The following is a 13,140-nucleotide window of genomic DNA, read 5'->3' on the forward strand; positions in this document are numbered from 1 at the left end:
TCCATACTCAGCGTAATATTTCCATGATCCGATGGTCTCACGCCGGATATCCGACAGTTGCCGGCCGTCTGCGCAGGTCAGCCACCCTTGCCGATGATCGTGTCGGCGGTCTGCTGCACCTGGTCGATCGGGATCGCGAAGCCGATGCCGATCGAGCCGTTCCCGTCGATGGTGGCGATGGCGGTGTTCACCCCTACCACCTCACCGCGCGCGTTCACCAGCGGCCCACCGGAGTTGCCCGGGTTGATGGAGGCGTCGGTCTGCACCGCGGTGTGCCGGCCGTTGCCGATCCGGACCTGCCGGTTGAGCGCGCTGACGATGCCCGCGGTGACCGTGCCGGAGAGCCCGAGCGGGGAGCCGACCGCGAGCACCGGCTCGCCCACCCGGGTCGCGTTCGGCTTGGCCAGCGGCAGCGGTGGCAGTCCGGCCGACGCGGGCACCTTGAGCACCGCCAGGTCGCTGTCCGGGGCCCGACCGACCACCTCGGCGGCGAGACGGCGCCCGTCCGAGGTCTCCACCGTCACCGGGCCGGAGCCGCCCCGGGCCAGGATGTGGTCGTTGGTGACGATGTGCTGCTCGTTGTCGATGGCGAAGCCGGAGCCGGACGCCCCCGCGCCGGACATACCCCCGACCATCACCGAGACCACCCCCGGCACCGTCTTGCCGGCGGCGGTGACCAGCTCCGCCGGCACCGGGGCGGCGGAGGCCGCCGACGGGCCCGGCGCGTCCCGGTCGGCCGCCCAGGTGCCGGCCGCCGCGCCGGAGACGGTGGAGAGCGCCACCACCGCCGCCACGCTCAGCAGCCGGCCCCGCCAGCCGTGCCGTCCCGCCGACCCGGCTGGTCCGGGCGCGTCGAACGGACCGCCGCGCCCGTCCGGGTCCAGCTCGGGCGAGACGAACCACGGGCCGCGCGGCTCGCCGAGTCCGGTCTGCACTGCCATGCCTGGCTCCTCACGTGTCGTGCGTCGTCCGCCTCGGAAAGCGCGGTCAGGGCAGTCGGGAGAACCACCGCAGCGATCCGGCGGCGGCGCCCATGGCCAGGACCAGCCCGAAGCCGATGAAGCGGGCCGAGATGTCCTGCCGTTGCGTGCGGTAGCCGACCGAGGTGCCGATGTCCTCGTAGACGTCCTTCAGTTCGCGGCTGGTCGACGCCTCGTGGAAACCCCCGCCGGTCTCCTCGGCGACCGCCTTGAGCGTCTGCCCGTCCACCGGCACCTGGATCGCCCGGCCACCCCGGTCGACCGAGCCGCCGGGCGTGCCGAAGGAGATGGTGTGCACCGGGACCTTGGCCGCCACCGCCTGGTCGGCCGCCTCCATCGGGTCCATCCCGGAGGTGTTCGCACCGTCGGAGAGGATGATGATCCGGGCCGGTGGCGGGTCCTTCGCCGCCCTGGCGTCCAGGCTCTTCACCGCGCCCAGCGAGGTGCTGATCGCCTCGCCGATCGCGGTGCCCTGCACGCCGGTGATCCCCTCGGCGAGCCGCTCGATCCCCTCGTGCAGCGCCTCGCGGTCGGTGCTCGGCGGCACCAGCACCGCCGCGCTGCCGGCGAACGCCACCAGGCCCACGTTGAACTCGTCCGGCAGCCCGTCGACGAACTTCCGGCCGGCCTCCTTCGCCGCGGTCAGCCGGTCCGGGTCCACGTCACCGGCGAGCATCGAGGTGGACACGTCCACCGCGACCATCACGGTGGCCCGTTCCCGGGGCACCCGCACCTCGGCCTCGGGCCGGGCGAACCCGACCACGAGCAACGCCAGCATGCCGAGGAAGAGCCCGGCCGGGACGTGCCGCCGCCACGCCGGCCGGCGCGGGGCCACCCGGTCCAGCAGGCGCAGGTTGGTGAAGCGCACCGCGTACCGGCTCTGCCGGCGCTGAAGCACCAGGTATCCGGCGACCAGCGCGGCGACCGCGAGCAGCAGCCAGAGCCGGGCGGGCGACTGCCAGCTCACGCGGCACCTCCCCGGGTGGCGGCCGGCGCGGTGGCCAGCCGGCGCTGCTCGTGCACGTGCCGGACGACGTCCGCGCACCAGTCCCGGTCGGTGCGCAGCGCCAGGTGGGCGGCGCCGGCCCGGTGCAGGGCGCGGCGCACCTGGTCGCGCTGGTCGGCGGCGGCCCGCGCGTACCGCTCGCGCAGCACCGGGTCGCCGGTCCACACCTCGCGGTGCCGCCCGCTCTCCGGGTCGACCAGGGTGACCAGTCCGACGTCGGGCAGCTCCAGCTCGCGCGGGTCGGTCACCTCCACGGCGAGCACCTGGTGCCGGACCGCCAGCCGGCGCAGCGCGGCCGCCCAGGGCGGCGCCGCGTGCGGGTCGTCGGGCAGTTCGTCGAGGAAGTCGGAGACCACCACCACCAGCCCCCGCCGGGTGGCCACCCGCTGGAGCCCGGCCAGGCCGTCGGCGAGGCCCGACGCCGAGGTCGGGCCCGGTCCGTCGGCCCGACCCGCCGCGCGGGGGTCCGGCGGATCGTCGGTACGCGGGGCGCCGAGCAACGCGCGGAGCAGCCCGAGCAGATGGGTGCGCCCGCTGCGGGCCGGGAACCGGCGCAGCCCGTCCCGGCTCAGCACCTGGGCGCCGAGGCGGTTGCCCACCCCGGCGGTGAGGAAGCCGACGCAGGCCACCGCCGCCACCGCCAACTCCCGTTTGTCCAGTGTGGATGTCCCGTACTCCATGCTGGCGCTGGCGTCGACGAGCAGCCAGGTGGTCAGCTCCCGGTCGGCGTCGACCTCGCGCACGTGCGGCACGGTGGTCCGCGCGGTCACCGCCCAGTCCATCCGGCGCACCTCGTCCTCGCCCGGTCGGTACTCCCGGCTGCCGGCCGCCTCGCTGCCCGGCCCGGGCAACAGGCCCCGGTAGCGGCCGTGCAGCAGCCCGTCGAGCCGCCGGGTCACGGTCAGCTCCAACCGCCGCAGCCGCTGGTCCGGGGCGAGGTCGGCGATCCCGGGCTCGCCCGCGCCGAGGCCGGCCCGGGCGGCGACGCCTGCCGGGTCGGCGTCGGGTCCGGCGGGCGCGAGGACGGGCCGGCGGGTCACGCCGCCGCCAGGTCCGGCGCCGCCGGGGCGGGCCCGGTCACCAGCCGGGGCGGCGGCACCGCCTCGACCAGGCGACGCACCACGTCCTCGCCGGAGACCCCGTCGGCCACCGCGTCGAAGGAGAGCACCAGCCGGTGTGCCAGCACGTCCACCGCCAACTCGCGTACGTCCTCGGGAAGCACGTAGTCCCGGCCGTGGATCAGCGCGTGGGCGCGGGCGGCGGCCACCAGGCCGAGCGTCGCACGCGGGCTCGCCCCGTAGGCGAGCAGCGGCGCGATCTCGGGCAGCCCGAAGCGGCCCGGGTCGCGGGTGGCCAGGATGAGCCGGACCACGTACTCGGCCAACGCGTGGTGGACGAAGACGTCGGCCGCGCGGCGTTGCAGCTCGCGCAGCCGGACCGGGTCGAGCACCGGGCGGGCGGTGGGGCGTTCGGCGCTCATCCGGTAGAGGATGGCCAGCTCGTCGGCGTCGCTCGGGTAGTCGACCACGACCTTCATGAGGAACCGGTCGCGCTGCGCCTCGGGCAGCTGGTAGACCCCCTCCGACTCGATCGGGTTCTGGGTGGCCAGCACCAGGAACGGGTCGGGCACCGGCCAGCTCCGCCCGGCGATCGAGACCTGCCGCTCGGCCATCGCCTCGAGCAACGCCGACTGCACCTTGGCCGGAGCCCGGTTGATCTCGTCGGCGAGCACCAGGTTCGCCATGATGGGTCCCAGCTCCACGTCGAACGCCTCGGTGGACGCCCGGTAGATCCGGGTGCCGACGATGTCCGACGGGACCAGGTCGGGGGTGAACTGGATCCGGGAGAAGGTGCCGCCGACCACGGTGGCGAGCGTCTGGGCGGCGAGCGTCTTCGCCACCCCCGGCACGCCCTCCAGCAGGCAGTGGCCGTCGGCGACGAGCGCGGTGAGCAGGCGGTCGACGAGTCGGTCCTGCCCGACGATCACGCGTTTGACCTCGAAGAGGGTCTGGTCCAGCTCGACGCCGCTCGCGTCCGCATCGACCGGGGTGGGCACGCTGGCCAGGGTGTCCGAGATGTCCGTCACGGTGCTTGCTTCCCGGGCCGAAGCCGCGACAAACGTCGGATTATCAGCCCCAGGACGGGCCGGTCCGGGGCGGACCGGGAGGACCTCCCCGATCCGGCGGCAACCGCGCGAACCGGCGCGCGGCGCACCGGATCGGGACGGAACACGACACCGGCCCCCGCCGAGGCGGGGGCCGGTGCGCGGCGGGGGTCAGTTGGCGATGATGACGTGGAATGGCCGGTCCGCGTAACCGCCGGAGGAGTTGCGGGTCTGCACGAAGACCCCGTTCGACGTCAACAGCCTCGGCGCGACCGAGATCTCACCCGCGGGCGGAACATTTGCCGAGTCGACGGTGCCGACGCCGGCCAGGAACGCCTTGAGGTGCACGTCGTAGTCGAGCAGCACCTGGTACTGCCCGGCAAAGGAGCCCGGACCGGAGAACTTGGACGCCGACACCACGTTGCCGGAGTGCTGCAGCAGCGTGCCGTTCTGCGCGACGACCGCCCAGGCGATCTGGCCTGGCGCAGGAGGCGCCAGGGTGGCGCGCATGGCGGCCTTGGCGGCCCGCTGCCCGGCGGCGGTCACCGGCGGCTGATGACCGGCCTGCCGCGCGGCGGGCTGACCGACCTTGGACTCTGGCTGGGCGGCGACCGCGATCCCGCCACCGGCCACGGTGAGGGACAGCGCGGCGAGCGCCACCACCGTCGCCTTTCGCTTGAAGAATGTAGCCATGACAGATCTCCCTCTTTCGACCGTGGTGATGCGACGGGGCGCGAGAAAATTGCGGAACATCGGGGATCCGCTCGGGAGCGCACCGCTGCTGAGCTGGTCTAACTTGGAGAGTTGAGCGCCTCAACCAAGTGGAACCTAACACCGTGAAATGGGGCGGTCAATAGCGGTTATCGCGTGTCAACGACCATTTCCCGACGAGTCGTGAATTGTGAGAAGGACGCGCTCGACCATTCACGAAACTGCTTCGCGGGGCACCGGTAGGGTGACCGACGTGATCACGGTGGACGCTCCCCCACGCGGCGGCGCGCGTGGCGGCCGGTGGGTGACGGCGGCCTGCTGGCTGGCGGCCGCGCCGGTGGCCGCCTGGGCGCTGCTGCGCCTGACCGGGCTGGAACGAGGCCCGCTGGTGCTGGCCACGGCGTTCACGCCGTACGTCGCCGCGGTGGCACCGGCCGTCGCGGTGCTGGCGCTCGCGCTGCGGCGCCGCGGGTGCGCGGTGGTCGCGGCGCTGGCCGCGGTGGCGCTGGCCGGCGCGGTGGCGCCACGCGCGGTCGCCGACGACCCGCCGCCCGCCCACGGGCCGGTGCTGCGGCTGCTCACCGCCAACCTGCGGCTGGGCTCGGCCGACGCGGCGGCGCTCGTCGCCCTGCTCCGGGCGCACCGGGTGGACGTGCTCACCGTGCAGGAACTCACCCCGCGGCTCGCCGCCGACCTGGACCGGCTCGGCCTGGCCACGCTGCTGCCGCACCGGTCGCTGAGCCCCGAGGTGGGCTCCACCGGCTCCGGGGTCTACGCCCGCCATCCGCTGCGCGACCCCGGCCACCGCCGCAACCAGGGATTCTTCTTCACCCAGGCGTACGGGACCCTGGCCGTGCCGGGAGCGCCGCCGCTGCGGGTGGAGTCGGCGCACCCGGCCGCGCCGTACGACCTCGACGTGGTGCCGGACTGGTGGACCGACCAGCGCGCCCAGCCGCCGGCCACGCCGCGCGCCGGGCTGAGCGTGCTGGCCGGCGACTTCAACGCCACCCTGGACCACGCCGCGCTGCGCGCGCTGATCGCGACCGGCTACACCGACGCCGCCGACGCGGCCGGCGCCGGGCTCGCCGGCACCTGGGGGCCGTACGACGGCGACCCGATCCCGCCGGTCACCATCGACCACGTGCTGGTGGACCGCCGCATCGCGGTCCGCTCCGCCGCCACCTGGCCGGTCCCCGGCAGCGACCACCGGGCCCTGCTGACCGAACTGCGGCTGCCGGCGGCGTGAGCGGCCGGGGTGGCAAGCGGGGCCCGTTCATCTACCGGAGGCGTTAACCGGGGCCCCCGCCTTGTCCAGGCCGTAGGTGAGCGCGTCGACGAGCGCGTGCCAGCTCGCCTCCACCACGTTGGGGTGCACGCCCACCGTGGTCCAGTCCCGGCCGGCGCCGGCGGTCTCCACCAGCACCCGGGTCACCGCGCCGGTGCCGTGACTGCCCTCCAGGATGCGGACCTTGTAGTCGGCCAACTCGAACTCGCGCAGCTCCGGGTAGTGCCGGGCCAGCCCCACCCGCAGCGCCTCGTCGAGCGCGTTGACCGGACCGTTGCCCTCGGCGGTGGCGATCACCCGCTCCCCGCGTACCCGGATCTTGACGGTCGCCTCGGAGACCACCGCGCCGTCCTCGCGGTGCTCGACCAGCACCCGGTACGACTCCAGCGCGAACGGCCGGGCCGGCGCCGCCGCCGGCAGCTCGGAGCGGACCAGCAGCTCGAACGACGCGTCGGCGGCCTCGAACGACCAGCCACCCGCCTCCAGCTCCTTGACCCGGCCGGTGACCCGGGACAGCGCGTCCGGATGGCCGGCCAGGTCCAGACCCAGCTCGCGGCTCTTCAGCTCGATGCTGGCCCGGCCGGCCATCTCGGTCACCAGGATCCGCATGTCGTTGCCCACCACGGCGGGGTCCACGTGGTTGTAGAGCAACGGGTCCACCTTGATCGCGCTCGCGTGCAACCCCGCCTTGTGGGCGAAGGAGGCGGCCCCGACATATGCCTGGTGGGTGTCGGGGGCGATGTTGGCGATCTCGGCGATGGCGTGCGAGACCCGCACCATCTGTTCCAGGCAGCCCTCCGGTAGGACGGGCATGCCGAGCTTGAGTTGAAGGTTCGCGACGACCGCGAACAGGTCCGCGTTGCCGGGGCGCTCGCCGTACCCGTTGGCGGTGCCCTGCACGTGCCGGACGCCGGCCTCGACTGCGGCGAGGGTGTTGGCCACCGCGCAGGCGGTGTCGTTCTGGGCGTGCATGCCGAGCCGCTCCGGCGCGATCCCGGTCCGCGCGACCAGGTCCTCGATCGCGGCGGTGACCTGGGAGGGCAGCATGCCGCCGTTGGTGTCGCAGAGCACGAACCGCTCGGCGCCGGCGGCCAGCGCGGCCTGCGCCACCGCGGCGGTGTAGCCGGGGTCGTGGCGGAAGCCGTCGAAGGTGTGCTCCCCGTCGACGAAGACCCGCCGCCCCTGCGCCACCAGGTACGCCACGGTGTCGCGGACCATCGCCAGGTTCTCCTCGGCGGTGGTGCGCAGCGCCCGCTCGACGTGCCGCAGGTCCGCCTTGGCGACCAACGCCACGGCCGGGGTCCGCGCGTCGAGCAGCCCGCGCACCTGCGGGTCGTCCTCGACCGCCCGGCCGGCCTTACGGGTGGCGCCGAACGCGACCAGGACCGCGTGCCGCAGCTCCAGCTCGTCGTGGGCGCGGCGGAAGAACTCGGTGTCCTTGGGTACCGCGCCCGGCCAGCCACCCTCGATGAAGCCGACCCCGAGGTCGTCGAGCAGGCGGGCCACCGCCAGCTTGTCGACCACCGAGTAGCTGAGCCCTTCGCGCTGGGCGCCGTCGCGCAGCGTCGTGTCGTACACCTGGAAGGTCATCGGAGTCCTCTTCTCGTGCCTGGGGAGAGCAACAAAAAGACCCCCCGCGGATGCGGGAGGTCTGCGCGCTCGGCGAGGGGGAAGGCCGGCGCGCTAGCTGCTAATGATCAGGACGGAGCTGGTCACGACCAGCACTCTGCCACCTCCGCCGGTCCGTGGGAGCGGTAATCCACATTCCGGGAAACCGGCCGAGGTTGAAAAGTCGGCCAACGGGTATCAACCGACGCAGCAACGACACATTCACTCCCCACGACGGCCTACCGGCCGGGACAGGAGTCACCCCTATGGACAGGCTCGACCCGCACACCACGCACGGCACCACCGACCCGGTCGCCGACGGCGGCCAGGGCGCCTACGCCGGCGGCGCGCCCGCCGGCGCCTTCGACCCGTGGCGTTACCGCGACGAGGCCGGCGTGGCCAGCGCGGACCTCACCGGCTACAAGGTCGAGGCCACCGACGGCAGCATCGGCAAGATCGACAAGGCGAGCCACGAGGTCGACGACAGCTACCTGGTCGTCGACACCGGCCCGTGGATCTTCGGCAAGAAGGTCATGCTGCCGGCCGGCACCGTCAACCAGGTCGACCACGACGAGCGGAAGGTCTTCGTCGACCGGGACAAGGACCAGATCAAGGCCGCCCCGGAGTACGACGAGACCAACCACGCCGACCCGGCCTACCGGGACAAGCTCGGCGGTTACTACGGTGAGAACCACTCCGCGCTGCCGCCGGACGGCCCGGCCCGGATCTGACACACGCACCGGCCACGGCCGGCGGGGGCACACCGATGCCGCCGCCGGCCGTTACCGTGTCAGGGGTGGACGCCCCGGAGACACCCTTTCCCGCGTTGTTCAACTTCCGCGACGTCGGCGGCTACCGCACCCGCGACGGGCGCACCGTCCGGCGCCGCCGGCTCTACCGCTCCGACTCGCTGCACCGCATCGACGAGACCGACCGGGCGGCGTTCACCGCGCTCGGCATCCGCACGGTGGTCGACCTGCGCCGCCCCACCGAGGTGGACCGCGACGGCCGGGTGCCCGACTACGACGGGTTGACCTACCGGCACATCCACCCGGAGCACGAGGACTGGGCCGCCCGGCAATATGCGTCGTCCGGCGTCAGCCTGGCCCGCTACCTCGCCGACCGCTACGCCGACCTGGCCCGCACCGGCACCGCCGGGCTGGCCGAGGCGGTCGGCCTGATCGCCGACAGCGCCAACGCCCCGGTGGTCGTGCACTGCGTCGCCGGCAAGGACCGCACCGGCATCGTCTGTGCGCTCACGCTCGCCGTGCTCGGCGTGCCGGACGACGACATCGTCGCCGACTACGCGTTGAGCACCGCCGCGTCCGAGCGGTTCAGCGCCTGGGTGCGGGCCACCCTGCCGGACGCCGAGGAGCCGCCCCCGCCGTTCCTGGCCTCCCCCGCCGAGGCGATGGAGCTGTTCCTCGCGGAGTTGCGCGCCGGCCACGGCTCGGTCGAGGGCTACCTGACGCACGCCGGCGTCACCGCCGAGCAGCTCGACGCGCTCCGCGCCCACCTGCTGGAGTGACAGCGCGGCCGGCCCGTCGAGGACGGGCCGGCCGCACTGTCGAACGCTCAGAGGACCCGCGTGACCCAGCCGTGGCGGTCCTCGGCGCGGCCGCGCTGGATGTCGACCAGCTTCTGCCGCAGCGCCATCGTGACGGTGCCCGGCTCGCCGCCGCCGATCAGGAACTCGCCGTCCGGGAATTTCACGCCGCCGATCGGGGTGATCACGGCGGCGGTGCCGCAGGCGAAGACCTCCCGCAGCCGCCCGCTGGCCGCGTCCGCCTGCCAGTCGGCGAAGCCGACCGGCTGCTCCCGCACCTCGTGCCCGGCCTCGGCGGCCAGCGTCAGCACCGCGTCGCGGGTGATGCCCGGCAGGATCGTGCCGCCCAGCGGCGGCGTGACGAGCGTGCCGTCGTCGTAGACGAAGAAGACGTTCATGCCGCCCAGCTCGTCGACGTAGCGCCGCTCGACCGCGTCCAGGAAGACCACCTGGTCGCAGCCGGCCTCGATCGCCTCGGCCTGGGCGGCCAGCGAGGCGGCGTAGTTGCCGCCGCACTTCGCCGCGCCGGTGCCGCCGGGCGCCGCCCGGGTGTAGTCCGGCGAGACCCAGACCGTCACCGGCTTCACCCCGCCGGCGAAGTAGGCGCCGGCCGGCGACGCGATGACGCAGTAGAGGTATTCGTTGGCCGGGCGCACCCCGAGGAAGACCTCGCTGGCGAACATGAACGGACGCAGGTAGAGGCTGGCGTCCTCGTGCTCCGGGATCCACTCCCGGTCGATCTCGACCAGCTTGCGCAGCGACTCCACGAACGCCTCCGCCGGCAGCTCCGGCATGGCCAGCCGGCGGGCGGACGCCACGAACCGGGCCGCGTTGGCCTCCGGCCGGAACATGGTGACCGACCCGTCACCGGTGCGGTAGGCCTTGAGGCCCTCGAAGATCTCCTGCGCGTAGTGCAGCACCGCCGCGGCCGGGTCCATCGGGATCGGCGCGCGCGCCTCGACCCGGGCGTCGTACCAGCCCTTGCCCTCGGCGTAGCGGACCGTGACCATGTGGTCGGTGAACACCCGGCCGAAGCCCGGGTTCGCCAGCAGGGCGGCCCGGTCGGCGGCGGATACCGGCGCGGGATTCGGACGGATCTCGAAATCGAGCTTGTCACCACCGCTCATCGCGCTGACCTCCCTGCGGTCCCACGGCGTGCCGGATCGCACGCCGACGTCACTGGTGCCAGAAACTTACCCCGAACGGTCGTTCAGCGGATAGCTCCGCCCCCGCGCCGACCGTGAAGCGGCCCGGGAACGGGTCTGGCGGCCCGTGACCGGGCCAGGGAAGCCGGCCCGGGTCAGGCTACGGCGTGCGCGGCGAGCCGGTCGCCGACCTCCGCGGTGCGCACCGGCGCACCCGGCGTACGCCCGGCCAGCTCGGCGGCGACGGCGGTGGTGACCCGCGCGGCGGCCTCGGCGTGGCCGAGCTGGTCGAGCAGCAGCGCCGCGGAGAGCACCGCGGCCACCGGGTCGGCGACGCCCCTGCCGGCGATGTCCGGCGCGGAGCCGTGCACCGGCTCGAACATCGACGGGTAGCGCCCCTCCGGGTTGATGCACCCGCTGGCGGCCAGCCCGATGCCACCGGTCACCGCGGCGGCGATGTCGGTGAGGATGTCGCCGAAGAGGTTGTCGGTGACCACGACATCGTAGCGGGAGGGGTTGGTCACCAGGAACATCGCCGCGGCGTCGACGTGCTGGTATTCGGTCGTCACGTCGGGGTGCTCGGCGGCCACCTCGGCGAAGGTCCGGGACCAGAGCGAGCCGGCGTGGGTGAGCACGTTGGTCTTGTGCACCAGCGTCACCTTGCGCCGCTCCCGGCGGCCGGCCCGGGCGAACGCGTCGCGGATCACCCGCTCCACGCCGTGCCGGGTGTTCAGGCTCTCCTCGGTGGCCACCTCGGCGGGGGTGCCCCGGTGCAGGCTGCCGCCGGCGCCCGCGTACAGCCCCTCGGTGCCCTCCCGGACCACCACGAGGTCCACCTCGCCGGGCTTCACGGCGGCCAGCGGACCGGTCACGCCGGGCCAGAGCCGGGACGGGCGGAGGTTGACGTACTGGTCGAAGGCGAACCGGAGCTTGAGCAGGAGGCCCCGCTCCAGCACGCCCGGCGGCACGGTCGGGTCGCCGACCGCGCCGAGCAGGATGGCGTCGTGGCCGGCCAGCTCGTCGAGGACGGAGTCGGGCAGCACCTCGCCGGTGCGGTGCCAGCGCGCGGCGCCCAGGTCGTAGTCGGTGGCCTCGATCCCGGGCAGCACTGCGTCGAGGACCTTGCGGGCCTGCCCGACCACCTCGGGACCGATGCCGTCGCCGGCCACCACCGCGATGCGTGCCACCTGGCGCTCCTCACCTCGTCGTTCCTGCGCAACGGTACGTCGCCGTCCCGCCTCCCGGTACGAGTCTTCCACCATCCGGGAAACGCGATGTACAGGAGGCTCCCAGCCGGCATTCATGGTCCGGTCATCTCCACTGCCTAGGGTCGGGATGACCGGGTCGACGGGGGTCCGGGACCGGCATCGCCGCGACGCGGCGGCGGCCAGCGAGGGGGCGGGTGTCATGCGGATCGACCAGCGGCGGACGCACTGGGCGGACGAGCAGCCCCGGACCCGCTGGGTCGACCAGTCCGCGTTCCGCCAGCCCCGCCCCGACCTGCGCCTCGGCGCCCGCAGCCACCGGGTGGAACGGGACTCCACCGCCGCCTACGACCGGATCAGCGTCGGGCACACGGTGAGCACCTCCACCGCGGAATACACGCTGCTGCTCAACGCGCCCCACTGGTTCGGCCACCGGAGCGTCGGCGAGGCGCTCCGCGACGCCGCCGCCGAACTGCGCGCGGTCGACCTCACCTTCGGGCCCAACCAGCCGGGCAGCCTGGTGTCGCGACTGCGCCGCGACGAGATCAGCCCCGACTCGTACCCGCCGCTGGCCGACCTGGTCGACCGCTGCGCCGCGATGCGGGCGGCGACCGACGGGTGGTTCGACGCGTGGGCGGTGCCGGGCGGCTTCGACCCGGGCGGCCTGCTCGGCGGCTGGGCGGTGGAGCGGGCTGGGCCCGGACCTGGCCGTCGCCGACGCCTACGCGACCGCGCTGTACGCCGCCGGCCCGGCCGGCCTGGCCTGGTTCCGCGACGGTTCGGACTATCGCGCGCTCTTCGCGCACCAGCGTCGCTGACGCGCGGCCGCGCCCCGCTCTCGCATCCGGGGCGTAGGCCGCGATCGGCCCCCGCGGTCTCGGCAACGACCGTGGGGGCCGGTCAGCGACGAGTGCGCGTGGCTCGCGCAATCGAGGGGTGCGGGCCGCCGGGTCGAACGCCCGAGGCCGCCACCCGAAGACGGGCCGGGACATCGACTCGGCCGTGCACCGCACCGGTACGCTAGCGAATCGACGCAACTCGACGCAAGAGTCTCCACAGCGGACCCATCGTCACCGTGTCAACAATCAGCAGGTGAATCCCCGAGGTGGGGCGGAAGTGACGGGAGCCGCCTCAGATGGCACGCTGTCCGCCGTGAGTTTCGATCTGAGCGTGTGGGCCCTGCCGAACGGGGCCACACCGGAGCAGGTGCGGGCGGCGGTGCGGCAGTGCCGCGAGGGGTGGCACGGCGAGCAGCACCCCGACCCCCGGGTGGTCGGCTTCTACCGGGCGATCACAGCGAGCTACCCCGACCGGCCGGCCCGGCCGGACACCCCGTGGGAGGTGGCCCCGCTGCACGCGGCCGCCGACCACGTCGAGATGAACCTGCATCCCACGTGCCCGGACCAGGTCCTGCTCGACATCGAGCGGCTGGCCGGCGAGCACGACCTGATGCTCTTCGACGCGCAGGACGGCTCGGTCTACCCGCCCCCGGTCCGCGTCCGTTCCTGACGCGACACGACGAAGGGCCCGGCCGCGCCGGCCGGGCCCCG

At 74.0% G+C, this 13,140-nt stretch carries 12 protein-coding genes and 1 pseudogene; 5 read left to right on the plus strand and 8 right to left on the minus strand.

Annotation, left to right across the window (positions count from 1 at the left end):
- Nucleotides 1-77: 77 nt before the first annotated feature.
- From O7618_RS18155 to O7618_RS18175, 5 genes are all read right to left on the minus strand, one after another.
- On the minus strand, nt 78-941 hold the full coding sequence (locus O7618_RS18155; RefSeq protein WP_278107278.1) for a trypsin-like peptidase domain-containing protein: 864 nt from the start codon (nt 939-941) through the stop codon (nt 78-80).
- Nucleotides 942-987: 46 nt separating this feature from the next.
- The gene (locus O7618_RS18160; RefSeq protein WP_278107279.1) at nt 988-1,947 is read right to left on the minus strand and encodes a VWA domain-containing protein; all 960 of its coding nucleotides are present in this window, start codon (nt 1,945-1,947) and stop codon (nt 988-990) included.
- Nucleotides 1,944-2,933: a DUF58 domain-containing protein gene (locus O7618_RS18165; RefSeq protein ID WP_278110061.1), complete on the minus strand. Its 990-nt coding sequence runs from the start codon at nt 2,931-2,933 to the stop codon at nt 1,944-1,946. Before O7618_RS18165 ends, O7618_RS18160 begins: the two co-directional genes overlap by 4 nt.
- A gap of 89 nt (nt 2,934-3,022) precedes the next feature.
- Nucleotides 3,023-4,072, minus strand: coding sequence for a MoxR family ATPase (locus O7618_RS18170; protein ID WP_278107280.1), 1,050 nt, complete (start codon nt 4,070-4,072; stop codon nt 3,023-3,025).
- Nucleotides 4,073-4,261: 189 nt separating this feature from the next.
- Complete coding sequence (locus O7618_RS18175; protein ID WP_278107281.1) at nt 4,262-4,783, minus strand: hypothetical protein; 522 nt, start codon at nt 4,781-4,783, stop codon at nt 4,262-4,264.
- Nucleotides 4,784-5,063: 280 nt separating this feature from the next.
- Between O7618_RS18175 and O7618_RS18180 the strand changes: the two genes are divergently transcribed.
- Complete coding sequence (locus O7618_RS18180; RefSeq protein WP_278110062.1) at nt 5,064-6,047, plus strand: endonuclease/exonuclease/phosphatase family protein; 984 nt, start codon at nt 5,064-5,066, stop codon at nt 6,045-6,047.
- 27 nt (nt 6,048-6,074) lie between these two features.
- Here O7618_RS18180 and cimA read toward each other — a convergent pair whose 3' ends face one another.
- Entirely contained in the window at nt 6,075-7,676 is a 1,602-nt protein-coding gene (gene cimA, locus O7618_RS18185) for a citramalate synthase (RefSeq protein WP_278107282.1), read from the minus strand.
- A gap of 284 nt (nt 7,677-7,960) precedes the next feature.
- Here cimA and O7618_RS18190 point away from each other — a divergent pair, with 284 nt between their 5' ends.
- Entirely contained in the window at nt 7,961-8,425 is a 465-nt protein-coding gene (locus O7618_RS18190) for a PRC-barrel domain-containing protein (RefSeq protein WP_278107283.1), read from the plus strand.
- A 35-nt stretch (nt 8,426-8,460) separates the two neighbouring features.
- Complete coding sequence (locus tag O7618_RS18195) at nt 8,461-9,222, plus strand: tyrosine-protein phosphatase (RefSeq protein WP_347405383.1); 762 nt, start codon at nt 8,461-8,463, stop codon at nt 9,220-9,222.
- Nucleotides 9,223-9,269: 47 nt separating this feature from the next.
- Here O7618_RS18195 and O7618_RS18200 read toward each other — a convergent pair whose 3' ends face one another.
- Nucleotides 9,270-10,367, minus strand: coding sequence for a branched-chain amino acid aminotransferase (locus tag O7618_RS18200; RefSeq protein ID WP_278107285.1), 1,098 nt, complete (start codon nt 10,365-10,367; stop codon nt 9,270-9,272).
- A gap of 173 nt (nt 10,368-10,540) precedes the next feature.
- Nucleotides 10,541-11,572, minus strand: a complete 1,032-nt coding sequence (locus tag O7618_RS18205; RefSeq protein ID WP_278107286.1) for a 3-isopropylmalate dehydrogenase — start codon at nt 11,570-11,572, stop codon at nt 10,541-10,543.
- Nucleotides 11,573-11,792: 220 nt separating this feature from the next.
- Between O7618_RS18205 and O7618_RS18210 the strand changes: the two are divergent.
- Nucleotides 11,793-12,408, plus strand: a pseudogene (locus O7618_RS18210) (hypothetical protein).
- 334 nt (nt 12,409-12,742) lie between these two features.
- Nucleotides 12,743-13,099 carry a hypothetical protein gene (locus O7618_RS18215; RefSeq protein WP_278107287.1) on the plus strand — a complete coding sequence of 119 codons (357 nt, stop codon included), beginning with the start codon at nt 12,743-12,745 and terminating at the stop codon, nt 13,097-13,099.
- Nucleotides 13,100-13,140 lie beyond the last annotated feature (41 nt).

Source organism: Micromonospora sp. WMMD980 (assembly GCF_029626035.1).
Lineage (GTDB): Bacteria > Actinomycetota > Actinomycetes > Mycobacteriales > Micromonosporaceae > Micromonospora.